27 protein-coding genes and 1 pseudogene are annotated in these 25,224 nt (G+C 68.2%); 13 read left to right on the top strand and 15 right to left on the bottom strand.

The annotated features are described in order from the left end of the window. Nucleotides 1-239: 239 nt before the first annotated feature. From ACO2RV_RS19690 to ACO2RV_RS19670, 5 genes are all read left to right on the top strand, one after another. On the top strand, nt 240-809 hold the full coding sequence (locus ACO2RV_RS19690) for a DUF1285 domain-containing protein (RefSeq protein ID WP_423295942.1): 570 nt from the start codon (nt 240-242) through the stop codon (nt 807-809). Further along, entirely contained in the window at nt 806-1,495 is a 690-nt protein-coding gene (locus ACO2RV_RS19685) for a CoA pyrophosphatase (RefSeq protein ID WP_423295941.1), read from the top strand. The genes ACO2RV_RS19690 and ACO2RV_RS19685 overlap by 4 nt, the downstream gene beginning before the upstream one ends. Beyond that, the gene (locus tag ACO2RV_RS19680; RefSeq protein WP_423295940.1) at nt 1,495-1,755 is read left to right on the top strand and encodes a DUF6111 family protein; all 261 of its coding nucleotides are present in this window, start codon (nt 1,495-1,497) and stop codon (nt 1,753-1,755) included. The genes ACO2RV_RS19685 and ACO2RV_RS19680 overlap by 1 nt, the downstream gene beginning before the upstream one ends. Next, nucleotides 1,752-2,963 (top strand): CCA tRNA nucleotidyltransferase, encoded by a 1,212-nt coding sequence (locus ACO2RV_RS19675; RefSeq protein WP_423295939.1) that lies wholly within the window; start codon nt 1,752-1,754, stop codon nt 2,961-2,963. Before ACO2RV_RS19680 ends, ACO2RV_RS19675 begins: the two co-directional genes overlap by 4 nt. A gap of 103 nt (nt 2,964-3,066) precedes the next feature. After that, complete coding sequence (locus ACO2RV_RS19670) at nt 3,067-4,194, top strand: DUF3616 domain-containing protein (RefSeq protein WP_423295938.1); 1,128 nt, start codon at nt 3,067-3,069, stop codon at nt 4,192-4,194. A gap of 9 nt (nt 4,195-4,203) precedes the next feature. On the opposite strand, the gene hemF is transcribed toward ACO2RV_RS19670, so the two are convergent. Beyond that, the gene (gene hemF / locus ACO2RV_RS19665) at nt 4,204-5,097 is read right to left on the bottom strand and encodes an oxygen-dependent coproporphyrinogen oxidase (RefSeq protein ID WP_423295937.1); all 894 of its coding nucleotides are present in this window, start codon (nt 5,095-5,097) and stop codon (nt 4,204-4,206) included. A gap of 59 nt (nt 5,098-5,156) precedes the next feature. Further along, entirely contained in the window at nt 5,157-5,852 is a 696-nt protein-coding gene (locus ACO2RV_RS19660; protein WP_423295936.1) for a VIT1/CCC1 transporter family protein, read from the bottom strand. Between the two features lie 130 nt (nt 5,853-5,982). On the opposite strand from ACO2RV_RS19660, the gene ACO2RV_RS19655 reads away from it, so the two are divergent. Continuing rightward, complete coding sequence (locus ACO2RV_RS19655; protein WP_423295935.1) at nt 5,983-7,851, top strand: ABC transporter ATP-binding protein; 1,869 nt, start codon at nt 5,983-5,985, stop codon at nt 7,849-7,851. Nucleotides 7,852-7,857: 6 nt separating this feature from the next. On the opposite strand, the gene ACO2RV_RS19650 is transcribed toward ACO2RV_RS19655, so the two are convergent. Next, a complete protein-coding gene (locus tag ACO2RV_RS19650; RefSeq protein WP_423295955.1) occupies nt 7,858-8,322 on the bottom strand; it encodes a tRNA (cytidine(34)-2'-O)-methyltransferase in 465 nt (154 codons plus the stop codon). A 293-nt stretch (nt 8,323-8,615) separates the two neighbouring features. Here ACO2RV_RS19650 and petA point away from each other — a divergent pair, with 293 nt between their 5' ends. The 3 genes and pseudogenes from petA to ACO2RV_RS19635 form a co-directional block, all read left to right on the top strand. Next, nucleotides 8,616-9,182 (top strand): ubiquinol-cytochrome c reductase iron-sulfur subunit, encoded by a 567-nt coding sequence (petA, locus tag ACO2RV_RS19645; RefSeq protein ID WP_423295934.1) that lies wholly within the window; start codon nt 8,616-8,618, stop codon nt 9,180-9,182. Between the two features lie 23 nt (nt 9,183-9,205). After that, complete coding sequence (locus ACO2RV_RS19640; RefSeq protein WP_423295933.1) at nt 9,206-10,480, top strand: cytochrome b; 1,275 nt, start codon at nt 9,206-9,208, stop codon at nt 10,478-10,480. Nucleotides 10,481-10,535: 55 nt separating this feature from the next. Then, nucleotides 10,536-11,345: pseudogene (locus ACO2RV_RS19635) on the top strand (cytochrome c1); the annotation flags it as partial. Between the two features lie 106 nt (nt 11,346-11,451). On the opposite strand, the gene ACO2RV_RS19630 reads toward ACO2RV_RS19635, so the two are convergent. From ACO2RV_RS19630 to lgt, 12 genes are all read right to left on the bottom strand, one after another. Then, nucleotides 11,452-11,928 carry a MaoC/PaaZ C-terminal domain-containing protein gene (locus tag ACO2RV_RS19630; RefSeq protein WP_423295932.1) on the bottom strand — a complete coding sequence of 159 codons (477 nt, stop codon included), beginning with the start codon at nt 11,926-11,928 and terminating at the stop codon, nt 11,452-11,454. Nucleotides 11,929-11,940: 12 nt separating this feature from the next. Then, nucleotides 11,941-12,399, bottom strand: a complete 459-nt coding sequence (locus tag ACO2RV_RS19625; RefSeq protein WP_423295931.1) for a MaoC family dehydratase — start codon at nt 12,397-12,399, stop codon at nt 11,941-11,943. 122 nt (nt 12,400-12,521) lie between these two features. Then, complete coding sequence (gene ychF, locus ACO2RV_RS19620; protein WP_423295930.1) at nt 12,522-13,619, bottom strand: redox-regulated ATPase YchF; 1,098 nt, start codon at nt 13,617-13,619, stop codon at nt 12,522-12,524. A 93-nt stretch (nt 13,620-13,712) separates the two neighbouring features. Next, entirely contained in the window at nt 13,713-14,324 is a 612-nt protein-coding gene (gene pth / locus ACO2RV_RS19615; protein WP_423295929.1) for an aminoacyl-tRNA hydrolase, read from the bottom strand. Between the two features lie 178 nt (nt 14,325-14,502). Beyond that, nucleotides 14,503-15,126 carry a 50S ribosomal protein L25/general stress protein Ctc gene (locus ACO2RV_RS19610; RefSeq protein ID WP_423295928.1) on the bottom strand — a complete coding sequence of 208 codons (624 nt, stop codon included), beginning with the start codon at nt 15,124-15,126 and terminating at the stop codon, nt 14,503-14,505. A gap of 189 nt (nt 15,127-15,315) precedes the next feature. After that, nucleotides 15,316-16,182, bottom strand: coding sequence for a hypothetical protein (locus tag ACO2RV_RS19605; RefSeq protein WP_423295927.1), 867 nt, complete (start codon nt 16,180-16,182; stop codon nt 15,316-15,318). A gap of 148 nt (nt 16,183-16,330) precedes the next feature. Continuing rightward, nucleotides 16,331-17,284 carry a ribose-phosphate pyrophosphokinase gene (locus ACO2RV_RS19600; RefSeq protein ID WP_423295926.1) on the bottom strand — a complete coding sequence of 318 codons (954 nt, stop codon included), beginning with the start codon at nt 17,282-17,284 and terminating at the stop codon, nt 16,331-16,333. 144 nt (nt 17,285-17,428) lie between these two features. Further along, on the bottom strand, nt 17,429-18,097 hold the full coding sequence (locus ACO2RV_RS19595; protein ID WP_423295925.1) for a hypothetical protein: 669 nt from the start codon (nt 18,095-18,097) through the stop codon (nt 17,429-17,431). A gap of 89 nt (nt 18,098-18,186) precedes the next feature. Continuing rightward, nucleotides 18,187-19,338: a M24 family metallopeptidase gene (locus ACO2RV_RS19590; protein ID WP_423295924.1), complete on the bottom strand. Its 1,152-nt coding sequence runs from the start codon at nt 19,336-19,338 to the stop codon at nt 18,187-18,189. Between the two features lie 10 nt (nt 19,339-19,348). After that, entirely contained in the window at nt 19,349-20,110 is a 762-nt protein-coding gene (pgeF, locus tag ACO2RV_RS19585) for a peptidoglycan editing factor PgeF (protein WP_423295923.1), read from the bottom strand. Then, on the bottom strand, nt 20,107-21,216 hold the full coding sequence (locus tag ACO2RV_RS19580) for a class I SAM-dependent methyltransferase (protein ID WP_423295922.1): 1,110 nt from the start codon (nt 21,214-21,216) through the stop codon (nt 20,107-20,109). Before ACO2RV_RS19580 ends, pgeF begins: the two co-directional genes overlap by 4 nt. Continuing rightward, nucleotides 21,213-22,064, bottom strand: a complete 852-nt coding sequence (lgt, locus tag ACO2RV_RS19575; RefSeq protein WP_423295921.1) for a prolipoprotein diacylglyceryl transferase — start codon at nt 22,062-22,064, stop codon at nt 21,213-21,215. Before lgt ends, ACO2RV_RS19580 begins: the two co-directional genes overlap by 4 nt. 291 nt (nt 22,065-22,355) lie before the next feature. Here lgt and ACO2RV_RS19570 point away from each other — a divergent pair, with 291 nt between their 5' ends. From ACO2RV_RS19570 to ACO2RV_RS19555, 4 genes are all read left to right on the top strand, one after another. Then, nucleotides 22,356-22,622, top strand: a complete 267-nt coding sequence (locus tag ACO2RV_RS19570) for an accessory factor UbiK family protein (protein ID WP_423295920.1) — start codon at nt 22,356-22,358, stop codon at nt 22,620-22,622. Between the two features lie 240 nt (nt 22,623-22,862). Further along, the gene (locus ACO2RV_RS19565) at nt 22,863-23,360 is read left to right on the top strand and encodes a YbjN domain-containing protein (RefSeq protein WP_423295919.1); all 498 of its coding nucleotides are present in this window, start codon (nt 22,863-22,865) and stop codon (nt 23,358-23,360) included. Between the two features lie 167 nt (nt 23,361-23,527). After that, on the top strand, nt 23,528-24,352 hold the full coding sequence (gene proC / locus ACO2RV_RS19560) for a pyrroline-5-carboxylate reductase (RefSeq protein WP_423295918.1): 825 nt from the start codon (nt 23,528-23,530) through the stop codon (nt 24,350-24,352). A gap of 111 nt (nt 24,353-24,463) precedes the next feature. Further along, nucleotides 24,464-25,204, top strand: a complete 741-nt coding sequence (locus tag ACO2RV_RS19555) for a TetR/AcrR family transcriptional regulator (RefSeq protein ID WP_423295917.1) — start codon at nt 24,464-24,466, stop codon at nt 25,202-25,204. The last annotated feature ends 20 nt before the right edge of the window (nt 25,205-25,224 follow it).

The following is a 25,224-nucleotide window of genomic DNA, read 5'->3' as shown; positions in this document are numbered from 1 at the left end:
CCCCGTCTGTTGTCCGAACCTCGCCGGCTATGTTGCGCCGCAACAAAAACTATTGCAATGCACTAGCCTGATACCTGCGGGCGTTGCGCATACAGGCGGCGCGGGCTTTCTCACGAGCGAGCTTACGCTATCTTGAGACCTCGTCGACTATCGGGCAGGGGATCACGATAGCGCGATTACGCCTGTGTGACAGGGATTTGGCCGTGAGTTCAGAGGGTTCCGCCCGATTCGAGGAATTGATGCGTGCGGTCGGTGACGCCCCAGGTCGGGCCCTCCCGCCGATCGAGCGCTGGAATCCGCCCGATTGTGGCGAAATCGACATCAGAATCGACCGCGAGGGCGGATGGCACCATGAGGGCCGGCCGATCCGCCGTCCGGCGCTGGTGAAGCTGTTCGCCTCGGTGCTCCGGCGCGAGGGGCAGCGCTACGAACTGGTGACGCCGGTGGAGAAGCTCGGCATCACGGTGGAGGACGCGCCGTTCCTCGCCGTCGACATGGCGGCGGAGGAGACGACCGTGGAGGACGGGGAGGCGGGGCCGCTGCTGGTCTTCCGCACCAATCTCGACGATCTCGTGCGCTGCGACGGCGCGCATCCCCTGCGTTTCGACCCGCAGCCGGGCAGCGACGAGGTGCGTCCCTATATCTATGTACGGCGGGGCCTGTGGGCCCGGCTGACCCGGCCGGTGTTTCTCGACCTCGCCGAGCGGGTCGAGGAACGCGAGGTCGGGGGGCGAGCGATGTTCGGCGTCGCCTCGGGCGGGGCGTTCTTCGCTCTCGCGCCGGTCGACACCGTGGAAGGGATGCCATGAGCGCCGTGCCTGAGAACGTGCATTCCCTCGCCGAGGCGATCACGCGCCCCGGTGCCTCTGCCCCGGCGCTGTCGCTCGATGATTTCCTCGCCCGCGCCCGCGCCCGCCTTTTGCGCGAGCCGGACCTCACCGGCGAGGCGCCGCGCGGCGACCACGAGCTGACGCCGGAATATCGCGCGCTGGTCGACGCGCTGCCGGTGCGCGCGGCAGCAGTGCTGGTCCCGGTGATCGCCCGCGAGCGGCCGAGCGTGCTGCTGACGTTGCGCTCGGCGCACCTGCCGAGCCATGCCGGGCAGATCTCGTTTCCCGGTGGCAAGATCGACCCCGACGATGCCGGTCCGCTCGACGCCGCGCTGCGCGAGGCGGAGGAGGAGGTCGGGCTGTCGCGGACCCTCGTCTCGCCGCTCGGCTATCTCGACGCCTATCTCTCGCGCACCGGCTTCCGCATCGTGCCGGTGGTCGGCATCGTGCGCCCGGAATTCGGCCTGACGCTGAACCCCGGCGAGGTGGACGAGGCGTTCGAGGTGCCGCTCGATTTCCTGATGAGCCCGGACAATCACCAGCGCGAGAGCCGCGAATGGCTCGGGCTGATGCGCACCTTCCACGCCATGACCTATGAGAAGCGGCGCATATGGGGCATCACTGCCGGCATCCTGCGCAGCCTCTATGAGAGAGTCTACACCTGATGGCGCGGATTATCGCCGAAATTGGGCTGTTCCTGCTGCCCTTCCTCGCCTTCGCGCTGTATCTGCGCTTCGGGCGGCGGGTGGATAGCTGGCTTGAAGGCTGGTCGACGCAGGCTTTCGTGCTCAGCGCCATTGTCGGCATTCTGCTGGTGGCGGGCAGCCTCATCGTGTTCGAGTTGTCGAGCCGTGGCCCCACCACCGGCGCCTATGTGCCTCCCACCTGGAAGGATGGCGTGCTGACCCCCGGACACATCGAATGAACCGGCTGCTGGAGGGCCGACCCGGCTTGGTCCGCGTGCTCGCCGCGCTCGACCGCGACGGCGAGGAGGCGCGCATCGTCGGCGGCGCGGTGCGCGACTGGCTGATCGGGCGTGGGCTGCGCTCCGATATCGACATTGCCACCACGGCGACGCCGGACGAGGTGACGCGCCGGGCCCTTGCCGCCGGACTCAAGGCGGTGCCGACCGGCATCGAGCACGGCACGGTGACGCTGGTGGCGGAAGGTGAGCCTTATGAGGTGACCACGCTGCGCGAGGATGTGGAGACCGACGGGCGCCGGGCGCGCGTCGTGTTCGGCCGCAGCTGGCCACATGATGCGCAGCGGCGCGACTTCACCATGAACGCGCTCTACCTCACCCGCTCCGGCGAACTGGTCGACTTCGTCGGCGGCGCGGCGGACGCCGAGGCGGGGCGGGTGCGCTTCATCGGCGATGCGGACCTGCGCATCCGCGAGGACTATCTGCGCATCTTGCGGCTGTTCCGCTTCCACGCCGCCTGTGGGCGCGGCCCGCTCGACGCCGAGGCGCTGGCGGCGGCGATGCGCAACCGCGGCGGGCTCTCACGGCTCTCGCGCGAGCGGGTGCGGGCGGAGACGCTGAAGCTGCTCGTCGCGCCGCGCGCCGGAGAGACGCTGGCGGACATGCAGCAGGCCGGACTGCTGGAGCCGGTGCTCGGGCGGCCGGGGGATGTGGAAACCTTCGCCCGGCTCGCCCAAATCGAGGTCGCGCTGGGCCTGCCGGCGGATGCGGTGCGCCGGCTCGGCGCGCTGGCGGTGCGTTCGGAGGAGGATGCGGAGGCACTGCGGGAGGGGCTTCGGCTCTCCAATGCGGAAGGCGCGCGGCTTGCCGCGCTGGCCGGGCCGGCCCCGACGCCGGGCATGTGCGAGAAGGGGCAGAAGGCGTTTGTCTACCGCATGGGGCGCGAGGCGTTCCAGGACCGCGCGCTGATCGCCTTTGCCCGCTCGGGCGCCGCGCTCGACGATGCCGGCTGGCGGGCGCTGACGGCAGTCGCGGCCGACTGGCCGATCCCCGTCTTCCCCTTGAAGGCGGCCGATTTTCTCGCGCTGGGGCTGACGCCGGGGCCGGGCCTCGGGGCGGCACTCAAGCGCGCGGAGGAGGCATGGGTCGAGGCGGGATTCCCGTTCGATCGCGAGGCCGTCGCGGCCATTGCCCGGGCGGCAGCGGGGTAGACCCCAAACCGGCTTTTCCGTACAACTTTTGAGTGTATATTGAAGCAAATATAACCTTAGGGATCGTCTGAGCTGATCGTCGGGCGGGGGCGGGAGAACGGCAATGATGGCTGAACGCGCGAACGGGAACGCCCGGTCGTTTCTGTGGATCGGGCTTGTCAGCCTCGGACTGCTTGGAGTTCTGCCGGGGGCGGTCGGTGCGGCGCAGGAGTGGAAGCTCAACGGCGAGATCTTCGGCGAGCTGAAGAGGGATCGGCCGGTCGGCTCGCTCGACGGCAAGGACTATAAGAAGGCCAGCGATATCAGCGGCATCGCCTGTGCGCAGGACAGGGGCTTTCCCCGTTTGTGCCTGATCGTCGACGACGAGGCGCAGGGCACCCAGATCGTTCGGCTGGATCAGGATGGCGGCCGGGCGGGCAGCTTCATCCCGCTGGTCAGCGATGTCTTCCGCCGCCCGGACGGGCGGGACAAGGCGATCGACTTCGACGGCGAGGCCGTCGCCTATACCGAGGGCGCGTTCTATGTCGCGGGATCGCATGGGCGGCCGCGGCATGAAGCGCGCAAGCCCGGCGCGGATCCGGCCGAGCAGGATGCGAAGGCGCAGGTGAGCCGGCGGCTGTTTCGGCTCGCCTTCCTCGCCGATGCGGTGAATGCGGACGGAGCGATCACCGGGCCGGCGCCGGTGATCACCGAGACGGGCCGGCTCAACGACGCCATCGCGGCCCATCCCGAAATCAGCGCGACGAGCAATGCACCCCTCGCGGAGCAGGGATTGAGCGTGGAGGGCATCGCGGTGCGTGGTGGGCGGCTCTATGCCGGGCTGCGCACGCCGGTGAGCGAGGGCACCGCCTGGATACTGTCCGTGCCGCTCGATGTGCTGTTCGGCGACAAGCCGCTGACCAGCGAGCTGATCGGGCTGAAGCTCGGTCCCGACACCAAAGGCACGCCGCGCGGCATTCGCGACCTCGTGCCGTTCCACGACGGCTTCCTCGTCGTCGCAGGACCGGCGGTCGATCCGCCGGACGATGCGGTGGCGGATGGCGACTACACGCTGTTCTATTCGGCGGGCGACCGCCTTGAAAAGCTGATCGACCTGCCCGGTTACGGCACCAAGGTGAAGCCCGAGGCGGTGCTGCCGCTCACCGAGGCGGACGGGATCGTGGAGGCTCTGCTGCTGTTCGACGGCCCCGAGCAGGGAGCCGGCAGAACCATCCGCTTCAAGGCGCCCTGAGGCCCGGTGCTAGGGCCATTTCACCACGGGCGGCATGGAGGAGAGGATCGACTCGATATTGCCGCCGGTCTTCAGGCCGAAGATGGTGCCGCGGTCGTAGAGCAGGTTGAACTCGACATAGCGCCCGCGGCGGACGAGTTGCTCCTCGCGCTCGGCCTCGTTCCACGGCGTTGCGAAATTCGCCCGCACGAGGCGCGGATAGATGTCGAGAAAGGCGAGGCCGACCGCCTTGGTGAAGTGGAAATCGGCGTCCCAGTCGCCCGACTCCAGCCAGTCATAGAAGATGCCGCCAATGCCGCGCGGCTCGCCCCGGTGCGGCAGGAAGAAATACTCGTCGCACCACGTCTTGTAGCGGGCATAGTCGATGTGCGGCCGCCCCTCGCAGGCGCCGCGCATCGCCGCGTGGAAGGCGATGGCGTCGGGGTCCTCCTGCGTGCGGCGGGCATTCAGCACCGGGGTCAGGTCCGCCCCGCCGCCGAACCACGCCTTGGAGGTGACCACGAAGCGCGTGTTCATGTGCACCGCCGGCACATGCGGGTTGTGCATGTGGGCGATGAGCGAGATGCCGGTGGCGTGGAAGCGCGGGTCGTCCTCGGCGCCGGGAATCTGCTTGCGGAATTCGGGGGCGAACTCGCCATGCACGGTCGAGCAGTGCACGCCGACCTTCTCGAACAGGCGTCCATGCATCAGCGACATCACCCCGCCGCCGCCCTTGCCGCCGGCATGGTCGGTACGCTCCCATGGCGTGCGCTTGAAGCGGCCGGGCACGCCGGGATAGAGCGCGTCCGGCGCCTCGTCCTCCAACTGCTCGAAGGCGGCGCAGATGCGGTTGCGCAGTTCCTCGAACCAGAGGCGGGCGGCTTGCTTGCGGGTCTCGATATCGGCGGAGAGGGCGGACGTCATGGCAATTCCCTGAAACGCATGGCGTGCTTTTAGAGCGTCACGCGGACGGCGGGAAGCGTTCAGACCATCGTGCCCGACAGCGCCCCGATGGCGTAGGTGAGCGCCATGGCCAGCGCGCCCCAGAAGGTGACGCGGGTGGCGGCCTTCACCATGTTCGCACCGCCGACCTTGGCGCCGAGCATGCCGAGCAAGGCCAGGAAGACCAGCGCGCCGAGCGAGACCGCCCAGGTCAGCGCGGAGGCCGGCACGACCAGCACGGTGACGAGCGGCAGCGCCGCGCCGGCGGCGAAGCTGGCGGCGGAGGCGAACGCGGCCTGCACCGGACGGGCGGTGGTGACTTCGGTGATGCCGAGTTCGTCGCGCGCATGGGTGCCGAGCGCGTCTTTCGCCATCAGTTGGCCGGCGACCTTGTCGGCGAGGTCGGGATCGAGGCCGCGCTGCACATAGATCAGCGCCAGTTCGGTGCGCTCGGCCGCGGGATCGGCGGCCAGCTCGGCCGTCTCGCGGGCGAGATCGGAGCGCTCGGTGTCGGACTGCGAGGAGACCGAGACATATTCGCCCGCCGCCATCGACATGGCGCCGGCCACCAGCCCGGCGATGCCGGCGAGCAGCACCGCACCGCTGTCGGCATTGGCCGCGGCGACACCGACGATGAGGCTGGCGGTGGAGAGGATGCCGTCATTGGCGCCGAGCACGGCGGCGCGCAGCCAGCCGGCGCGGTCGACAAAGTGGTTCTCGGAATGGCGCGGCCGCATCAACTGTTCTCCCCTTCGATTGGAAGGCCTGTTTGCAACGCTTACCTTACGCCGAGGTGACACGCATCGCTGCGCCTGTGTGCCGCCATCCGACATACTGGCGCCGCATCGCCAGCGCAGAAGGCCGGCCATGTTCGCGCGAATCTTTGCCTGGTTCGAGAATCTGGTCGATCCGTTCCGGCCCGCTCCCGTGGTGCGGCCGCCCGAGGGGCTGCTTGCCTTCTACTGGCACTTCGTGCGGCAGGGGGGCTGGATCTTCGTCGCGGCGCTGGGGGCGGCCTTCATCGTCGCCATCGTCGAGGTCTCGCTGTTCCGCTACATCGGGCAGATCGTCGACCTGCTGCAGTCCTCCAGCCCGACGACGATCTTCGCCGAGCATGGCGGGCTGCTGCTGTGGATGGCCTTCGTGGTTGTGGTGGCGCGCCCGCTGTCCAACGCGCTGCATGATTTGCTGGTGCGCCAGTCCATCACCGCCAATATTTCCAGCCTGGTGCGCTGGCAGTCCTATCGCTGGGTGGTGCGCCAGTCGCTCGGCTTCTTCCAGAGCGATTTCGCCGGCCGCATCGCCACCCGCGTGCAGCAGTCGGGCTCGGCCCTGCGCGGCTCCGTGGTCGAGGTGATCGACGCGCTCTGGTACGTCACCGTCTACGCGGTGAGCGCGGTGATATTGTTCGCCGAGGCCGACTGGCGTCTCGCCATCCCGATCGTCAGCTGGATCGCGCTGTATGTCCTCGCGCTGTTCCATTTCATCCCGAAGGTGCGCGCGCTTTCCAAGGCGCTGTCCGAGACCAATTCGGCGTTGAGCGGCCGTGTCGTCGACAGCTATTCCAACATCATGACGGTGAAGCTGTTCGCCCATTCCGACCGCGAGGACAGCTATGTCCGCGAGGCGATGGGCGCGCATAACGACACGTTTCGCGCCCAGCAGCGGCAGATCACCCGCATGGCGCTGTCGGTGAGCGTGCTCAACAGCCTTATGCTGGGCGGCGTGGGCGGGCTCGGCGTGTGGCTGTGGTCGATCGAGGCGATCAATCTGGGTGCCATCGCGCTGTCCACCGGCCTTGCCATCCGCATCACCAACATGTCCGGCTGGATCATGTGGGTGGTCACCGGCGTGTTCGAGAATGTCGGCACCGTGCAGGAGGCGATCCTCTCCATCGCCCGCCCGCACAACGTGGTCGACAAGCCCGGCGCCCCGGCCCTCAAGGTGCTGGCCGGCGAGATCCGCTTCGAGGATGTGAGCTTCCATTACGGCAAGGGCTCGGGCGTCATCGACCATCTCGACCTCGCCATCCGTCCCGGCGAGCGGGTCGGGCTGGTCGGTCCCTCGGGGGCCGGCAAGTCGACGCTGATGAGCCTGTTGCTGCGTTTCTACGACGCGGAGAGCGGTCGCGTGCTGATCGACGGGCAGGACGTTTCCGCCATCGCGCAGGAAACGCTGCGGGCGAAGATCGGCGTCGTCACGCAGGACACCTCGCTGATGCACCGCTCGGTGCGGGACAACATCGCCTATGGCCGCCCCGGCGCCTCCGACGCGCAGATCCGGGAGGCGGCGCGGCGCACCCATGCCGACGGCTTCATCGAGACGCTCACCGATCCGCAGGGCCGCACCGCGCTCGACGCCCATGTCGGCGAGCGTGGGGTGAAGCTTTCCGGTGGCCAGCGCCAGCGCATCGCCATCGCCCGCGTGCTGTTGAAGGACGCGCCGATCCTGGTGCTGGATGAGGCGACCTCGGCGCTCGATTCGGAGGTCGAGGCGGCGATCCAGACCAATCTCGACGAGCTGATGGCCGGCAAGACGGTGATCGCCATCGCCCACCGGCTCTCCACCATCGCCCGCATGGACCGGCTGGTGGTGATGGAGCACGGGCGCATCGTCGAGACCGGCACCCATGCCGAGCTGGTGGCGAGGGGAGGGCTCTATGCCCGGCTCTGGCAGCGTCAGTCCGGTGGCTTCCTCGACGCCGACGAGGCCGAGCGCGAAGTGGCGGCGGAGTAGGGAGCGTTACGCTCCAAACCCGCCCGTCTGCCGCAGCGCCTCGCCCAGAATCATCGCGCCGGCCACGGCAACGTTGAGCGAGCGCAGGCCAGGTGCCATCGGCACGATGATTCGTGCCTGCGCCCGCCTGTGCACCTCCTCCGGCACGCCGGCGCTTTCTCGCCCGAGCAGGAGAACGTCCGTCGGGGTGAAGGTGAAATCGGCATAGGGCACCGCGCCGCTCGTCGTGCACAGCACGAGCCGCCGTCCCTCTTCCGTGCGCCATCGCTCGAAGGCATCGAAGCTCGCATGCCGGCGGATGGCGGCGCGGTCGAGATAGTCCATGCCGGCACGGCGGAAGCCGGCGTCGCCGACCGGGAAGCCCGCCGGCTCGATAATGTGCAGCGACAGGCCGAAACAGGCGACGGTGCGCGCCAGAGTACCGGCATTCTGGGCGATGTCGGGCTGGTAGAGGGCGAGGGCGAGCGTCATTGTCGGGAATGTTTCGGTGGAAAGTTGCGGGATGGCGGCGATGGAGGGCTCGCACACCATGCGGGAGCCGCTGCCGCCAACTCTACGGCATGTGACGAAAGGGCGGGGGCAGGACGGACTGCCGCACTGCGTTCATCTGGACAAGCAACGGTTCGGATGCAATTAGAGGCACTCGAAGGTAGGGTCGACCGTGGACCGTGCTTTTGCACCGCCATGTTTGCGCGCGGCAAGATTCGCAGCATCGGTGGCGCGCTCGCGCAGCGGTCAGAGGCATAAGGGGAAAGGGAACCATCGTGGCAGCAACTGAGACGGCGGGAACCACGCGCCGCGACTTTCTCTACATAGCGACCGGCGCCATGGGCGCGGTCGGTGCCGCCGCCCTGGTGTGGCCCTTCATCTCCCAGCTGCAGCCCGATGCCTCGGTCCTGGCGCTGTCGTCGACCGAGGTCGACCTGTCGCAGATCGCCGAGGGCCAGATCGTCACCGTCAAGTGGCGCGGCAAGCCAGTTTTCGTCTGGAACCGCACGGCGAAGGACATTGAGGAAGCGAAGGCGACGCAGCTCTCCGTGCTGATCGACCCGATCGCGCGCAACGCGAATCTCGCCCCCGACGCGCCCGCCACCGACGCGAACCGCGCCGCTGAGGGCGAAGGCCGCGAGAAGTGGCTCGTGGTCATCGGCATCTGCACGCACCTTGGCTGCGTGCCGATCGGCCACATGGGCGAGTATGACGGCTGGTTCTGCCCCTGCCACGGCTCCGAATACGACAGCGCGGGTCGCGTGCGTCGCGGGCCGGCGCCGGAGAACCTGGCGGTTCCGCCCTACAAGTTCGTGTCCGACACGAAGATCTCCATCGGCTGAGCCAGCTTCAGGGATACTGACAGATGAGCGGACACTCCACGTTCGAGCCGAAGAATCCGGCACTCAAGTGGTTCGAGAGCCGGTTGCCACTGGTCGGCCTGATCCATTCCTCCTTCGTCGCCTATCCGACGCCCCGCAACCTGAACTACTGGTGGACCTTCGGCGGCATCCTGTCGCTGATGCTGGTCTGCCAGATTCTGACGGGCGTGGTGCTGGTGATGCACTACACGCCGCATGCGTCGATGGCGTTCGACTCGGTCGAGCACATCATGCGCGACGTCAGCTATGGCTGGCTGCTGCGCTACATGCACGCCAACGGCGCCTCGATGTTCTTCATCGCGGTGTACATCCACATGTTCCGCGGCCTCTATTACGGGTCCTACAAGGCCCCCCGCGAAGTACTGTGGATCCTCGGCTGCATCATCTACCTGCTGATGATGGCGACCGGCTTCATGGGCTACGTGCTCCCCTGGGGGCAGATGAGCTTCTGGGGCGCCACGGTCATCACCAACCTGTTCTCCGCCTTCCCGGTGGTCGGGCCGACCATCGTCGAGTGGCTGTGGGGCGGCTTCTCCGTGGATAACGCCACGCTGAACCGCTTCTTCTCGCTGCACTACCTGCTGCCCTTCATGATCGCCGGCGTCGTCGTGCTGCACGTCTGGGCGCTGCATGTGGTCGGCCAGAACAACCCGACCGGCGTCGAGCCGAAGTCGGAGAAGGACACCGTGCCCTTCACGCCCTACGCGACCATCAAGGACGGGTTCGGCATGGTGTGCTTCCTGATCTTCTTCGCGTGGTTCCTGTTCTACATCCCGAACTATCTCGGCCACGCCGACAACTACATCCCGGCCAACCCGCTGGTGACGCCGGCGCACATCGTGCCGGAATGGTACTACCTGCCGTTCTACGCCATGCTGCGCTCGGTGCCGGACAAGCTCGGCGGCGTGCTCACCATGTTCGGCGCCATCGCCGTGCTGTTCTTCGTGCCGTGGCTCGACACCTCGAAGGTGCGATCCGGCCGCTACCGCCCGCTGTTCAAGCAGTTCTTCTGGATCTGGGTGGCGGTGTGCATCGGGCTCGGCTGGCTCGGCGCCAAGCCGGCGGAAGGCGGCTACGTCATCGCCGGCCGCATCCTCACGGTGTGGTACTTCGCGCACTTCCTGATCATCCTTCCGCTGCTCGGCCTGTTCGAGAAGCCGAAGGCGGTGCCGGCTTCGATCACCGAGGCGGTGTTGGGAAAGAACAAGGGCGGTGCTCCCGCCTCGGCCGGCGTCTCGGCGCCGCAGACGAAGGGTTGAGCGGAACATCATGAGCAACACCATGTCCTTCCGTTCCTCCCTCCTCCGCCCGCTCGCGGCGTGCGCGCTGGTGCTGGGCCTCGGCTTCGCCCCGGCGCTCGCCGCTGAGGGGACGCCTCACCCGCACCGCGAGGACTGGAGCTTCGCCGGCCCGTTCGGCAAGTACGACCGGGCTCAGCTGCAGCGCGGTTTCCAGGTGTTCAAGGAGGTCTGCTCCTCCTGCCACTCCGCGCATCTGTTCGCGTTCCGCAACCTCGCGCAGGAAGGCGGGCCGCAGTTCAGCGAGGCGCAGGCCAAGGCGGTGGCCGAGAGCTACCAGATCCAGGACGGGCCGAACGACGCCGGCGACATGTTCGAGCGTCCCGGCCGCCTGTCGGACCGCTGGCCCTCGCCCTTCCCGAACGAGCAGGCGGCCCGCGCCTCGAATGGCGGCGCCTACCCGCCGGACTTCTCGACGCTGGCCAAGGCGCGCACCTATGAGGTCGGCTTCCCCGGCTTCCTGATCGACATCGTCACCCAGTACCAGGAGCAGGGGCCGGACTACATCCACGCCCTGCTGAACGGCTACAAGGATGCGCCGGAAGGGTTCTCCGTCCCCGAAGGCGCGCACTACAACGAGTACTTCCCCGGCCACGCCATCAAGATGCCGCAGCCGATCTCGGACGACCAGGTGACCTACACCGACGGCACCCCGCAGACGGTCGACCAGTATTCGCGCGATGTGACCGCCTTCATGATGTGGATGGCCGAGCCGCACCTCGAGGCGCGCAAGCGCCTTGGCTTCCAGGTGATGATCTTCCTGATCATCTTCGCCGGCCTGCTCTACTTCACCAAGAAGAAGGTGTGGAAGAGCGTCGAGCACTGAGCGCCGCTGCTTTCCTACGAGATGCGAAGGGCCCCTGACGGGGCCCTTTTCGTTTGGCGGACTAAGTGGGGTGGAACGCGCGGCGTGGACTGCCGCGCCCGAGGCGCTACGCCTCCAGCCGCTCGACGAAGACGCAGTTCGTCACCTCGAAGGCGAGGCGGCCGTGCTGGTCGGTGGCGGTGTCGTGGGTGAAGACGAGGCCCCATTCCGGACGCGACTTGCTCGGCTTCTTCGCCACCACCTCGCTCTCGAAGGAGAGCGTGTCGCCGTCCCGCACGGGACGCAGCCAGTGCAGGTTCTTGAAGCCGGGGGAGGGCCCGACGCGAGGCACCTTGCGGCCCTGGCGGCGCAATATCTCGTGCTCGCGCGCCATCGCCTGCGCCCGCAGCTTCGAGGCGATGGCGGCAGTGTACCAGCCCGACGCCACCAGCCCGCCGAAATGGGTGCGCGCGCCGGCTCCCGCTTCCAGGTGGAAAGCCTGCGGATCCCAGGCGCGGGCGAAGGCGATCATCTCCTCCTCGCGGAAGGTGTGGGCGCCCAGCCGGGTCGTCGCGCCGATCTCGATATCCTCGAAGAAAAGCATCGCGCTCGCCCCTCACGCCGGCCGGAAGCCGGGATTGCGCCGGCCGAGCATGATGGTACCGACGAGATCGGCCATCACGTTCTTCTCGGCGTCGATCAGTTCGAAACGGAATTTGACGAGGCCGAGTTCAGGACGGCTTTTCGAGGAACGTGTCTCCAGCACCTCGCGGCGCAGGCTCAGCACCGTGCCGGGATGGACGGGCTTGAGGAAGCGGGCCTCGTCGATGCCGGGAGAACCGAGGCATTCGGTTTCGTTCAGGAAGCCGTCAGCGGCGAGGCGCATGAAGATGCAGCACAGATGCCAGCCGGAGGCGGACAGTGCGCCCAGCCGCGTCGCCTCGGCGGCAGAATCGTCGAGATGGATGGGGGCGGGGTCGTATTCCCGCGCGAAGGCGATGATCTCCTCGCGCCCGACCACGTAGCGCCCGCAGGTCGCGACGTGGCCCTCATTGAAGTCCTCCCAGAACCGCATGGCACTCCCGCCCGTCGCCGAACACGTGCCGAGCGATGCGGCCGCGTTTTATACCCTGTCGGAACGCGATCACACGGGAGCGCGTTCCCCGGGTCAAGAGGCGTGATGGTGCGGCAGCGCCGTCAGTTGGCGAAGCGGAAGTGCAGCACGTCGCCATCGGCGACGACATATTCCTTGCCTTCCAGCCGCAGCCGGCCGGCATCGCGCGCACCCGCCTCGCCCTTGCCCTTAACGTAGTCGTCAAAGGCAATTGTCTCGGCGCGGATGAAGCCCTTCTCGAAATCGGAGTGGATCACGCCCGCCGCCCCCGGCGCCTTGGTGCCTGATGTGATGGTCCAGGCGCGGGCTTCCTTCGGGCCGACGGTGAAATAGGTGACGAGCTTCAGCAGTTCGTAGCCGGTGCGGATGATGCGGTTGAGGCCCGGCTCCTCAAGGTCGATGGCTTCGAGATAGTCCTTCTGCTCCTCGGCGGGCAGAACGGCGATCTCGCTCTCGATCTTGGCCGAGACGACCACCGCCTTGGCGCCTTCTTCGGCGGCGCGGGCGAAGACCTCGGCGGAAAGGGCGTTGCCGTTCTTGGCCGAGGCTTCCTCGACGTTGCAGACATAGAGCACCGGCTTGGAGGAGAGCAGGCCGAGCATGCGGAAGGCCTTCTCCTCCTCCGGCTTCACCTCGACCAGACGCGCCGGCTTGCCCTCACGCAGCAGCACGAGGGCGCGGTTCATCAGGTCGAGCAGTTCCTTGGCTTCCTTGTCACCGCCCTTGGCCTTCTTCTCCAGCGCGCCGGCGCGTTTCTCAAGGCTCTCAAGGTCGGCGAGCATCAGCTCGGTTTCGATGGTCTCGATGTCGGAAACCGGCGCCAGCTTGCCCTCGACATGGGTGACGTCCGAATCCTCGAAGCAGCGCACCACATGGGCGATGGCGTCGCATTCCCGGATGTTGGCGAGGAACTGGTTGCCGAGGCCCTCGCCCTTGGAGGCGCCGCGCACCAGGCCGGCGATGTCGACGAAGGTCAGCCGGGTCGGGATGATCTGCTGGGAGCCGGCGATCGAGGCCAGCGTCTCAAGGCGCGGATCGGGCACGGCGACGTCGCCGACATTGGGCTCGATGGTGCAGAACGGATAGTTCGCCGCCTGCGCCGCCGCGGTCTGCGTCAGCGCGTTGAAGAGGGTCGACTTGCCAACGTTCGGCAGGCCGACAATGCCGCATTTGAAGCCCATGGTGCGATGCTCTGTCCGATGAGATGTTGGCGCCGTGGTTAGGCAAGAGATGAAGCCGGCGCAAGAGGGGCCGGTGCTTGAGGCGAGGCCGGGCTAGCGCTTGTCGGCGCCGGGCTGGGTGGCGGCGCCGAAGCCGCGCGCCTCCAGCAGGAGGTGGAACCGGCTCTGGAACTCTTCGAGCTTGCGCGCGACGAGCAGGCCCGCCAGCTCGGCACAGCCGTCGCACACCGCTTCGACCCAGCCCTGCTCGGCCTTGGCGAAGTCGCTCAGCACGTAGCTGTGCACCAGCGCCTTGTCGCCGGGATGGCCGATGCCGAGGCGCACGCGCCCGTAATCATTGCCGCACTGGGCGGTGATGGAGCGCAGGCCGTTGTGCCCGGCATTGCCGCCGCCGAGCTTGGCGCGCACCTTGGCGGGCGGCAGGTCGAGCTCGTCATGGAACGCGAAGAGGTCGCGCAGCTCGATCTTGTAGAAGCGCTGCGCCTCGGCGACCGCGCGCCCGGACTCGTTCATATAGGTCTCGGGCAGCAGCGCCAGCACCTTCTGCCCCTCGATCTCGCCCTCGCAGGCCGCGCCCTGGAAGCGGCGGCGCCAGGGCGAGAAGTGATGGCGGCGGGCGATCGCGTCCACTGCCATGAAGCCGATATTGTGCCGGTTGCCGGCATATTTCGGCCCGGGATTGCCGAGCCCGGCGAACAGGAACACCGATCATCTCCCTGGAGCGCGATCCGACCGGCCGGTGGTGCGCGCTCTGCTCGCCGAGGCGACCCGGCATGAGCGGACCGGCTCCGGCAGAAACGACTGGAGCCGGAAGCGGGCTTCCGGCTCCAAGAGCTATGGCAGGCGCGCGGGCCGAGGCGGCCCGCAGATCAGCCCGGCCGGATCAGGACTTGGCAGCGTCCGCAGCAGCGGCGGCGGCATCGTCTGCGTCCGCTTCCTTCAGGCCCGACGGGGCCGTGATGGTCGCCAGCGTGTCGTCGCCATGGCCGGCCCAGGTCACGCCCGCCGGCAGCTTGATCGCCGACAGGTGGATCGAGTCGCCGAAGCCGTACTTGGACACGTCGACCTCGATCGCTTCCGGGATCGCGTCGGCCGGCGCGTGCAGCGAGACGGCGTGCGCGACGATGTTCAGCGTGGCGCCCTGCTTGATGGCGGGAGCGGTGTCGGTGTTGAGGAAGTGCACCGGCACATCGACGGTCAGGTTGGTGCCCGCAGTCACGCGCAGGAAGTCGACATGCAGCGGCAGATCCTTGATCGGATCGAGCTGGTAGTCGCGCGGAATGACGTGGTGCTTTTCGCCATCGACGTCGACGTTGAACAGCGTGGTGAGGAAATGGCCCGCATAGATGGTGCGGGTGATCTCGGTGTAGTCGAGCGTGATGCCGATGGGGGCTTTGCCGGCGCCGTAGATGACGGCGGGCACGCGACCGGCGCGACGTTCTGCGCGAGCGGCCCCCTTGCCCACATTCGCGCGCGCCGACGCCTTCAGTTCCTTGATGGCGGTCATGGCTAATTCCTTACATGGTTGCAAAAGGAGAAGGCCGCTCGCGCGGCCCGTTCCTTCAGGCTTTCGGTTTGCGTCGTGGCACGCCTCCAGGGGTGCGGAAAAGGCCACGGACGGGCGGGCTAATACCAGCAAAAGGCTTGCAGGGCAACGCCGGAGAGCATGCCGCCGGAGCTTCCGGCCGGCCGCGGACTAGAACTTGCCCAGCACGCCGGCCTTGACCACGCCGCTGGCGCTCGAATCCGCGGGGGTGGAGCGCTCCACGGAAATGAAACGCTCATAGGTGCCGAGCGGGGCGCGCAGCTCGACGCCTGTCGTCAATGTGTGCGAATTGTCCACCTCGACGCTGGCGCCGAGCTTCTCCTGCCCCAGGCCAAGCGGGGCCAGCGGGACGCTGTAGGAACTGCCGACGGCGAGGTTGTCGGAGAGCGTGGGCGAGCTGGTGCTGGCCGAGGCGCCGAGCGTGCCGGTCGAATAGATCGACAGATTGTCCTGCTCGAGGCCCACGCGGCCCTTCACTTCGCCCGAGGCTCCGCCTGCGCTGGCGTTCAGCGGACCCGAGCTTGGCGCGGAGCCGCTCGCGGTGGTGGTGATGGCGACACTGGCCGGACCCTGCTTCAGCTCGAGGCTGGTGGGGAAGTCGCTCGTCTTCTTCGCGACCGCAGGCTTGGGCCTGGAAATCAGCTGGTTGGGTGCGGGCTCTTCCTTCGGCGGCTCGGGCGTCTCGCCGCCGAGGCCGAGGGTGAGGATGGTCCACAGAGAGGGCGCGTGATCGTCCGCTTCCGGCTCCTCCGGCGCGGCGGTCGCGGTTTCGGGCTGCGTGGGCTCGGCATCGGCGTCCTGCGCGGCCTCATAGGGGGAGGTGTCGTCAGCGGGCGGGGTTATGACGACGGCGATGCCGTTCCAGGGATCGGCGGCGGAGGTCGCCGGTGTCGCAGCGCCGATCGTCTGCGCGCCAGCCGGCGCCACCAGCGTCAAGGCCAGCAGCGGAGGGGCGGCAAAGCGGAGGGCAAGTGGCCGGCGAGCCGGCAGCGGGCTGCGCGAGAAGGAGCGCATCATGTCGTCGTCCCGATCAATCTAGCGAGCGGGAAAGGTGGCGGCCAAATGTGGGGCGATCATGGCGCGGTGCACAATGATCGCGACTTATTATTAGATTTCCGCGACTTAGGTAATAGAGTGCCGGCTGCCACCGGGCGCGGAACCGCGCTCAGTCGAACAGGCTGGAGACGCTTTCCTCATGCGCGGTGCGCCCGATCGCCTCGGCCAGCAGGCTGGCGATGGAGACCACGCGGATGTTGCGCGCGACCCGCACCGCCTCGGTCGGCTGGATGGAATCGGTGATCACCAGCTCCTTGAGGTTCGAGGCGGTGACGCGTGAGACCGCGCCGCCCGAGAGCACGCCGTGGGTGATGTAGGCGTGCACTTCCGTGGCACCGCGCGCCAGCAGCGCGTCGGCCGCGTTCACCAGCGTGCCGCCGGAATCGATGATGTCGTCGACCAGGATGCAGCGCTTGCCCTGCACGTCGCCGATGACGTTCATCACCTCGCTCTCGCCCGGCCGCTCGCGGCGCTTGTCGACGATGGCGAGCTGGGCGTCGATGCGCTTGGCCAGCGCGCGGGCGCGCACCACGCCGCCGACGTCGGGCGAGACGACCATCAGGTTGGACAGGTCGAAGCGGGACTTGATGTCGGCGACCATCACCGGCGCCGAGAACAGATTGTCGGTCGGGATGTCGAAGAAGCCCTGGATCTGGCCGGCATGCAGGTCGACGGTCAGCACGCGGTCGGCACCCGCATGGGTGATGAGGTTGGCGACCAGCTTGGCGGAGATCGGCGTGCGGCCGGAGGAGCGGCGGTCCTGGCGAGCATAACCAAAATAGGGGATCACGGCGGTGATGCGGCGGGCCGAGGAGCGGCGCAGCGCATCGGTGATGATGAGCAGCTCCATCAGATGGTCATTGGTCGGGAAGGAGGTGGACTGCAGGACGAACACGTCCTTGCCGCGCACGTTCTCCTGAATCTCGACGAAGATCTCCATGTCAGCGAAGCGCCGGACGACCGCCTTGGTCATCGAAGTGCGGAGATAGGCCCCGATCGCCTCCGCCAATGGCCGGTTCGCATTGCCGGCGACGAGTTTGATCGACCCGTTATTGTTCGACATTTCCGGCGCGCTCCAAGCCGTACTCACATCCGCGCGGCCGTCGCACGGCCGTCGCGCAGCCCTGATAGGCGGGCCGGCCCGTGCTGTAAAGCCAAGTCAAGCCCGGCGCGACGGCTTGTCCCGCGCAACGTAAGGTCATGTGGCTCAGGGATGCGCGGCGAAAGTGAGCGCGGTGCCCGGCGCCCCGGCAGCCGCGGGATCGGCCACGGCGGCACCCGGCTCGTCCGGCTGAACGGCGGCGACAGCAGACGTATCACCCGGCTGGACCGGCGGCGCGGCCTCGATTTCTTCCGTGCTCGCCGGGGCGGATGGCCGGGCAGGCGCGGGGCCGGCGGCGAGGCGGGTGGAGATTTCGTCGAGGCTCTTGGCGGCGATGCGGTTCACTGTCTCGTCGTCGAGCTTGTTCCAGACATCCTTGCCGGCGCCGACCTTCTCGGTCCCGGCGACGCGTAGCACGCGCTCGCGGTCGGCGTCGAACACGTCCCATACCCAGTCGACCTCGCCCTGGCCGTTCTGCACCGCGGCGGCGAAATAGCCGCGCACGCGATAGGCGGCGCTTTCGGTCTGGCGGGAGACGACGGCGACCTTCTGCGTCTTGGCCTCGGAGGCGAGGCTAGCCACCAGCCGATCGAACACCGGCTGCGGCGGTCCGTCGATGGATTCGAAGGCGATGGCGTTGCTGCCGGAGATGGCACTGGAAGCGACCGGCTTGCCGGCGCCGTTGGTCTGGCAAGCCCCGAGGGCAAGTGCGGCGAGAAGCGCCGCTGTCGTCGGCAGGCGCCGGCCAAGCTGCCGGCGGAGTCGAGCGATCATGAACCCATCCCCTGAGAGCCGAATGCGGCGCGTATCCCTCCCTGCGGAGAGTCGCGACCGTCGCCGGCGGTCAGGGCAAATGGTTAAAGCTAATTAACGATTAGGTCCAGAGGGGCGTCGGTGAGGCATTCGTTACCGTTAACGCCGACGAGGAAGGTGCGGCCGAGGCACATGGCCGTCTCGCTCTCGCTGTCCATCAGGATCATGTGGGCGAACATGACCATGCCGGGCTCCAGAACCCATTGATTATCCGCATAGAACATCGGCGGGTCCATCCAGGAGGGGGTGAACTTGGCGCCCAGCGAATAGCCGCAGGCGGCGAGCCGGTGCTTTTCCAGCCCATGCCCGTCCATCACATGGGCATGGGCGGCGAAGACTTCGCCGGCGGTCTTGCCGGGCACGATGGCGTGGGCGCAGGCCTCTAGCGCCTGCTTCGCTGCGGCGAAGAGTTCCAGGTGCCGGTCGCGGGGCGGGCCGACAATGACGGTCTCCATCATCGCCGCGTGGTAATGGCGGTAGGCACCGGCCCATTCCAGCGTGATCTGGTCCTCGGAATCCAGCTTGCGGCGCCCGGCCTTGTAGCGGCACAGCAGCGCGTCGCGGCCGGAGCCGATGATGAACTCGTTGGCGGGATAGTCGCCACCGCCCTCGAAGATCGCGCCCTGCATGGAAGCGAGCACGGTTCCCTCGTCGACGCCGGGAGCAATGGCCGCGATCGCCGCGTCGCGGGCGGCCAGAGCGAGCTTGGCCGCCTGCCGGACATAGATGATCTCGGCCGGCGACTTTACCGCGCGCAGATGGTCGACGAGGCGCGAGGCGTCCTCCAGCGTGGCGAAGCCGTCGAAGGCGGCGTCGAGCTTCTTCCCATTGGCGGCGGTGAGGCCGTAGCTCTCATATTCCACGCCGATGTGGCCACCCGTGCCGCCGAGGCTCGCCACCATGTCGCGCAACTGGTCCTGCGGCGTGGCGTCGGCGCGGTCGGTCCAGATGCGCACATCGTCGATGAGCGAGGTGTGCTGCGCCTGCCTGAGGTCCGCCGAGCGGGTGAGCAGCGCCATCCGCCCATCCGCCCCGAGCCAGAGCGACTGGAAGAAGCAGAAGCCGAACGTGTCGTAGCCGGTCAGCCAGTACATGGATTCCTGCTGGAACATCAGCAGGCCGTCCAGCCTGCGCGCGGCGAGTTCCGCGAGCAGGCGCTCCTTGCGGCGGGCGAATTCCGGGGCGGTGAAATGCAGGGCCATGGGGAAACCGTCAGACCAGGGTGATGGCGGCGACGAGCCGGCCGTAATCGGGCTCGCCGCGATGGGTGGCGCGACGATAGCTGTAGAAGCGCGCCTCGTCCGAATAGGTGTCGAGGCCGAGATCGTCGATGGTGCCGACACCGAGTTGCGCCAGCCGCGCGGCAATATAGCCCGGCAGGTCGAACCTGGCGTGGTGCGCGCGCTCGGAGGCGATGAGGAAGCGCTCATTGGTGGTATCGAGCGCGGTGAGCTTCTCGATGAAGTCGGGGCCGACCTCGTAGCTCGGCTGGCGGATCAGCGGGCCGATGGCGGCGACGATGCGCTCGCGGCGGGCGCCGAGTTCCTCCATGCGTGCGAGGGTGGTATCGAGCACGCCGCCGACGGCGCCTTTCCAGCCGGCATGGGCGGCGCCGACGACCCGCGCCGCCGGGTCGGCGAACAGCACCGGCCCGCAATCGGCGATGGAGACGGCGGCGGCGATGCCGGGCGTCGCGGTGGCAACCGCATCGGCCTTGGGCCGCTCGTTCCATGGTGTGTCGACGACGACGCAATCGGGCGAGTGGATCTGCCAGGCGGTGAGCAGGTGCCCGGCCGGCACGCCGAGCGACGCCGCCATGCGGGCGCGGTTCTCCGCGACCCGCTCCTGGTCGTCGCGCGAGCCGGTGCCGCCGTTCAGCCCGGCATAAATGCCCTCGGAAACACCGCCTTCGCGGGTGAAGAAGGCGTGGCGGATGCCCGGCAGGGCCTTGAGCGCGTTGGATTCGACCTTCATGCGGGCGTTTCCCTGTATTCCTCGTCGGGCGCGAATCCGGCGACGAGGTCGAGCGCAGGATGCACCAGAGCGAGCGCCTTGAAGAGGGTCCCCATCTCATTCGCGCCGGTGCCGGCGAGACGGGAGCGGGCGGCGTCGATCGCCGCGCGGGCGGGGGCATCGGCGTCTCGCTTCAGCCGCTCGGCGCGCGCATCGAGGCCGAGCCGCTCCAGCAGCGTGCCCTGAGTGACGGGGCCGAAAGCGCGGGCGCCGACGGCGGTCGCGGTGCGGGCGAGCGCGGCGAAGTCGACATGGGCGGTGACATCCGCCTCGCCGGGATGGGCGAGCACGTCGTCATAGGCATGGGCGCGCAGGGCTTGCAGCGTGTCGCCGAAGCCGCCGGCATGGCCATAATCGATGATGAGCGCGGCCCCGCCTGAGGTGGCGAGGCGGGCGCCGAGCTTTTCCGCAACACCAAGGCCCGTGGGGCAGATCTCCAGTACCGCGCCTTGCGGGGCGTCCCGCAGCCTGTCGTTCGCCCGCTTGTCCAGCCGTGCGCCGGGGCGCAGGCCGAAGGCGAGCGCGCCATCCTCACTGAGGCCGACCATGCGCTCGGCGATGCCGTCGGGCGTGCGCACGAACTGCCGGATCGGCAGCGCGTCGAAGAATTCGTTGGCGAGCAGGATGAGCGGGCCGGCGGGCAGCCCGTCGAGCGAGGCGGCCCAGTCGATCCGGTGGCCTGCCAACGTCGCAGCCTGGATCTCGCGCAGGCGCGTCGATGCCTCGACCAGCACGATCTGCGCGGCGTCGAGAAAGCCCGGCACGACGCGGGCGGCGCGCAGCGCGTCCGCCATCATGGTGCCGCGTCCGGGGCCGAGTTCCGCGAGAATGAAGGGGGCGGGCCTGCCCAGCCGCATCCAGGTGTCGGCCGCCCACAGGCCGATCAGCTCGCCGAACATCTGGCTGATTTCCGGCGCGGTGACGAAATCGCCCGCCGTGCCGAAGGGTTCGCGCGTCGTGTAATAGCCGTGCTTCGGGTGGAACAGGCACAGCTCCATATAGTCGGCGACGGTGATCGGCCCGCCCTGCGCGATGAGGGCGGAAATCTCCTCGCGCAGCGCGCTCATGCTGCGATGCCGGCGTTCAGCGGCGGGCGATGGCGGGCGCGCAGCACGAGCCAGGCGCCGAGGGCCAGCATGGGCAGGGACAGCACCATTCCCATGGTGACGAAGCCCCCGGCGAGATAGCCGAGCTGCGGGTCCGGCTCGCGGAAGAACTCGACGAAAATGCGCGCGCAGCCATAGAGGAACACGAAAGTGCCGGCGATCAGGCCGGGCCGCTTAAGCGCGCCGGCGCGGATGGCAAGCATGAGGACGGTGAAGATGACCAGCCCTTCCAGTCCCGCCTCATAGAGCTGGCTGGGATGGCGCGGCAGCGGGCCGCCATGGGGAAACACCATGGCCCATGGCACGTCGGAGGGCCGGCCCCACAGCTCGCCATTGATAAAATTGGCGAGGCGTCCGAGGAACAGGCCGACCGGCACGACCGTGGCGGCGATATCGAGCATGGAGAGGAAGGAAAGCCCGCGCCGGCGCGAGAACAGGTACATGGCGAGGATGGAGCCTAGGAAGCCGCCGTGGAACGCCATGCCGCCGTGCCAGACGGTGAGCGCCTCCAGCGGATGGGCGGCGTAATAGGGCAGATTGTAGAACAGCACATAGCCGATGCGCCCGCCGAGGATGACGCCGAAGGCGATCCACACCACCGCGTCGTCGAACTCCTCCGGGGCGATCGGCGCCTTGCCGCCCCACAGCTTCGGGCTGGAGCACAGCCGCTTGGCCAGCCACCAGCCGATCAGCAGGCCGGCCACATAGGCAAGCGCATACCAGCGTATCGCGAACGGCCCCAGTTCGATCAGGATCGGATCGATCTGGGGGAAGGGCAGGGCGAAGAGCGGCGGGGCGAGCATCGGCATGGCGGAGCGGACAGACTTTTTATGGGGACATCACGAGGGACGTCACTCGGGGCATGCGGGGGCATGACGGCACGCCGGACAGGGGCGCGTCGGCACGGCGCTGCTCATGCCTGCCGGGCGTGACAGGATCAAGGCAGGCCAGTCCTAGCGCGACATGGTGTACCGACCGTTACCATCGCGCGGGACGCTACCCACATGCGCACCGCAACCTGCCCTTGCGCACCGCAGCACGCCGCCCCATTCTCCCCTCAAAGGCGCGTTACCATTCGAGCCTAGCCGGGAGTGAAGGACATGACCCAGACCACCAGCCGCATCTTCGACGATTTCGCCCGGCTGATGAACGACGCGGCCGGCGTGGCCAGCGGCGTGCGTCGCGAGGCGGAAACCGTGATGCGCGCGCAGGCCGAGCGCATATTGCGCGAGCTCGACGTGGTCACGCGTGAAGAGTTCGAGACGGTGAAAGATCTTGCCGCCGCTGCGCGCGAGGAAAACGAGCGGCTCGAAGCGCGCATCGCCGCGCTGGAAGCCAGGCTCAGCCCGCCGGATTCGCTCGGCTGACCCGACCCCTTTGTGGACGCGGTCCCGCCGGCGGATATCCGCTCTTGCGGCGGCGCACCGAATCTCAACACCATGGCGCAAGGTCCCGCTCCGGGGGCCGAGGCCAACCTTCGCAGCGGGGTACGACTCCAGCGCGATAATGTCGATGGCGGCCGTTCCTCCCCTCGGGCGGGCGTGCCGGATTGGCCTTCAGCGCTGGATGCAACCAACTGCGTTCGTGACATCCTCGCGAGGTCGTGCATGACCTATACCGATTTCGAAGCCGACACCCGCCTCAATCCGCTGGATCTGATCGAGCGCATAGCGGCGCTCAACGAGTGGTCGTTCGAGCGTTCGGCGGAGGACGAGATCACCATCTCCGTCGATGGCCGCTGGACCGACTGCCACGTCTCGTTTCAGTGGATGGACGAGGTGGAGGCGCTGCATGTCGCCTGCGCTTTCGACCTGAAGGTGCCGGAGAAGCGCAAGACCGAGGTGCTGCGCCTGCTCTCGCTGATCAACGAGCAGATGTGGATCGGCCATTTCGACCTGTGGTCGAAGGAGGGCGTGATCATGTTCCGCCATGCGCTCCTGCTGGCCGGCGCCGAGGCGACCGACCGCCAGTGCGAAGTGATGATGGAATGCGCCATCGAGGCGGTGGAGCGCTATTTCCCGGCGTTCCAGTTCGTGGTCTGGGCCGGCAAGTCGGCGCGCGAGGCGATGGACGCGACACTGTTCGAGACCGTCGGCGAGGCGTGAGGGCGGCGGGTGGTCCTTCGGCAGGACACCCGGCCTTCCACCTTTCGAGACGAAACGTCACTGCCAAAATCGTGGATGCCCGGTTGAAGGCCGGGCATGAGGCTGCGGGACGGGGTATGCTGCGCGGAGGGGCGGTTCTCCGCCGGTATCAGGTTCAGAGTTCCGTGATGGTTACACTTTCCGACATTCCCGGTCGCGTGGTGCTCGTCGGCGCCGGCAAGATGGGCGGCGCCATGCTTGAGGGCTGGATCAGCCTCGGGCTGGCTCCTTCGCAGGTCGCGGTGATCGATCCCGGTCCGCCGCCGGAAGTGGTGGAACTGCTTGAGCGTCGCGGCGTGGCGCTCAACCCGCTGAACGGCGGGCCGCCGGTGGTGCTGCTGCTGGCGGTGAAGCCGCAGGTCGCGCCCGAGGTGCTGGCCAAGGTGGCGCCGCTGGCCGGACCGCATACGCTGGTCGTCTCGGTGATGGCGGGACGCACGCTTGCCTTCATCGAGGCCGCCTTCGCCCCCGGCACCGCCGTGGTGCGCTCCATTCCCAACACGCCGGCCGCCATCGGCCGTGGCGTGACCGTGGCGGTGCCGAACGCGGCGGTGACGCCCGACCAGCTGAACATTGCTGACGGCCTGCTGCGCGCCATTGGCGGTGTCGAATGGGTCGAGGACGAGGATCTGATCGACGTGGCGACCGCCGTTTCCGGTTCCGGTCCCGCCTATGTGTTCCTGCTGGCGGAGGCGCTGGCGCAGGCGGGCGCCAAGGCTGGGCTTCCCGCCGACCTTGCCGACCGGCTGGCCCGGCAGACCGTGTCCGGCGCTGGCGAGCTGATCGCCCGTTCCGGCATCGATCCGGCACAGCTGCGCAAGAATGTCACCTCGCCGAACGGCACCACGGCAGCGGCGCTTTCCGTGCTCATGGACGAGACCGCGGGCTTCGGTCCGCTGCTGGTCGAGGCGGTGATGGCGGCGGCGCGGCGCTCGCGCGAGCTGGCGGGCTGAATCGGGCCCGGTTGCGCGCGGTCAATGACGCCTCGCGCGCGCCATGCCCTTCTCCTTTCGGCTCGCGAGTCCTAGATTGAGGACAGGCGACGTTCAGGACAGGAGGTCTTCATGGCACGCTCTCCCGGAACGAAGGCAAGCAAGACAGCAGCGGCGGCCGCAGCGGCCGCCGAAAAGCCGGCACGCGCCGCCAAGCCGGCCACCGCGCCGGCCACTGTGGAGGAATTGCGGGCGAAGGCGCTGAGCGGCTTCCTCGAGCTGCTCGCGGTACGCCCCTTCGAGCGCATCGGGCTCGGCGATGTCGCGGCGCAGGCGGACGTCAGCCTGTCCGAACTGCGTTCGGCCTATGGCTCCACCTTCGACATCCTTGTCGCCTTCATCCGCGACACCGACCGCAAGGTGCTGGCCGCTTCCACCGACGACATGGCGGACGAGCCGCCGCGCGACCGGCTGTTCGACGTGCTGATGCGCCGGCTGGACGCGCTCGGCCCGCACAAGGCGGCGCTGCGCTCGCTGGCGGAATCGGCCCGGCGCAACCCGTTCTTCGCGTTGGCGCTCAACCGGCTTGCCGTGCGCTCGCAGCAATGGATGCTGGCAGCGTCGAAGATCGACACCGCCGGGCTCAAGGGCGCGGTGCGCGCGCAGGGGCTGGCGCTGATCTTCGCCCGCGCCGTGCAGACCTTCCTGCACGACGAAGATCCGGGTCTCGCCCCGACCATGGCCACGCTGGACCGCGAGCTGGCGAAGGGTGAGCGGGCGCTCGGCCTGATCGAGGGCGCGGTCAGCTTCGCTACGGGCGGGCGGCGCCGGCGCGCCAAGGCCCAGGAGCCCGACGCGCCGGCGGCGGCATGATGAGAACATTCAGAGGGAGT

It is taken from the genome of Ancylobacter sp. VNQ12 (assembly GCF_049445835.1).
Classification (GTDB): Bacteria; Pseudomonadota; Alphaproteobacteria; order Rhizobiales; family Xanthobacteraceae; genus Ancylobacter.
This window is presented reverse-complemented; position numbering and strand designations above follow the sequence as displayed.

Coding starts and splice junctions, on each gene's coding strand:
- ACO2RV_RS19590 (WP_423295924.1), bottom strand. CDS start 19,338: ATGGCCCTGCATTTCACCGCCCCGGAATTCGCCCGCCGCAAGGAGCGC.
- ACO2RV_RS19625 (WP_423295931.1), bottom strand. CDS start 12,399: ATGCGGTTCTGGGAGGACTTCAATGAGGGCCACGTCGCGACCTGCGGG.
- ACO2RV_RS19680 (WP_423295940.1), top strand. CDS start 1,495: ATGGCGCGGATTATCGCCGAAATTGGGCTGTTCCTGCTGCCCTTCCTC.
- ACO2RV_RS19630 (WP_423295932.1), bottom strand. CDS start 11,928: ATGCTTTTCTTCGAGGATATCGAGATCGGCGCGACGACCCGGCTGGGC.
- ACO2RV_RS19660 (WP_423295936.1), bottom strand. CDS start 5,852: ATGCGGCCGCGCCATTCCGAGAACCACTTTGTCGACCGCGCCGGCTGG.
- ACO2RV_RS19675 (WP_423295939.1), top strand. CDS start 1,752: ATGAACCGGCTGCTGGAGGGCCGACCCGGCTTGGTCCGCGTGCTCGCC.
- ychF (WP_423295930.1), bottom strand. CDS start 13,619: ATGGGCTTCAAATGCGGCATTGTCGGCCTGCCGAACGTTGGCAAGTCG.
- ACO2RV_RS19685 (WP_423295941.1), top strand. CDS start 806: ATGAGCGCCGTGCCTGAGAACGTGCATTCCCTCGCCGAGGCGATCACG.
- ACO2RV_RS19655 (WP_423295935.1), top strand. CDS start 5,983: ATGTTCGCGCGAATCTTTGCCTGGTTCGAGAATCTGGTCGATCCGTTC.
- proC (WP_423295918.1), top strand. CDS start 23,528: ATGGTTACACTTTCCGACATTCCCGGTCGCGTGGTGCTCGTCGGCGCC.
- ACO2RV_RS19600 (WP_423295926.1), bottom strand. CDS start 17,284: ATGTCGAACAATAACGGGTCGATCAAACTCGTCGCCGGCAATGCGAAC.
- ACO2RV_RS19555 (WP_423295917.1), top strand. CDS start 24,464: ATGGCACGCTCTCCCGGAACGAAGGCAAGCAAGACAGCAGCGGCGGCC.
- pgeF (WP_423295923.1), bottom strand. CDS start 20,110: ATGAAGGTCGAATCCAACGCGCTCAAGGCCCTGCCGGGCATCCGCCAC.
- lgt (WP_423295921.1), bottom strand. CDS start 22,064: ATGCCGATGCTCGCCCCGCCGCTCTTCGCCCTGCCCTTCCCCCAGATC.
- ACO2RV_RS19565 (WP_423295919.1), top strand. CDS start 22,863: ATGACCTATACCGATTTCGAAGCCGACACCCGCCTCAATCCGCTGGAT.
- ACO2RV_RS19640 (WP_423295933.1), top strand. CDS start 9,206: ATGAGCGGACACTCCACGTTCGAGCCGAAGAATCCGGCACTCAAGTGG.
- ACO2RV_RS19595 (WP_423295925.1), bottom strand. CDS start 18,097: ATGATCGCTCGACTCCGCCGGCAGCTTGGCCGGCGCCTGCCGACGACA.
- ACO2RV_RS19690 (WP_423295942.1), top strand. CDS start 240: ATGCGTGCGGTCGGTGACGCCCCAGGTCGGGCCCTCCCGCCGATCGAG.
- ACO2RV_RS19670 (WP_423295938.1), top strand. CDS start 3,067: ATGATGGCTGAACGCGCGAACGGGAACGCCCGGTCGTTTCTGTGGATC.
- ACO2RV_RS19610 (WP_423295928.1), bottom strand. CDS start 15,126: ATGACCGCCATCAAGGAACTGAAGGCGTCGGCGCGCGCGAATGTGGGC.
- ACO2RV_RS19605 (WP_423295927.1), bottom strand. CDS start 16,182: ATGATGCGCTCCTTCTCGCGCAGCCCGCTGCCGGCTCGCCGGCCACTT.
- ACO2RV_RS19570 (WP_423295920.1), top strand. CDS start 22,356: ATGACCCAGACCACCAGCCGCATCTTCGACGATTTCGCCCGGCTGATG.
- hemF (WP_423295937.1), bottom strand. CDS start 5,097: ATGACGTCCGCCCTCTCCGCCGATATCGAGACCCGCAAGCAAGCCGCC.
- ACO2RV_RS19580 (WP_423295922.1), bottom strand. CDS start 21,216: ATGAGCGCGCTGCGCGAGGAGATTTCCGCCCTCATCGCGCAGGGCGGG.
- ACO2RV_RS19650 (WP_423295955.1), bottom strand. CDS start 8,322: ATGACGCTCGCCCTCGCCCTCTACCAGCCCGACATCGCCCAGAATGCC.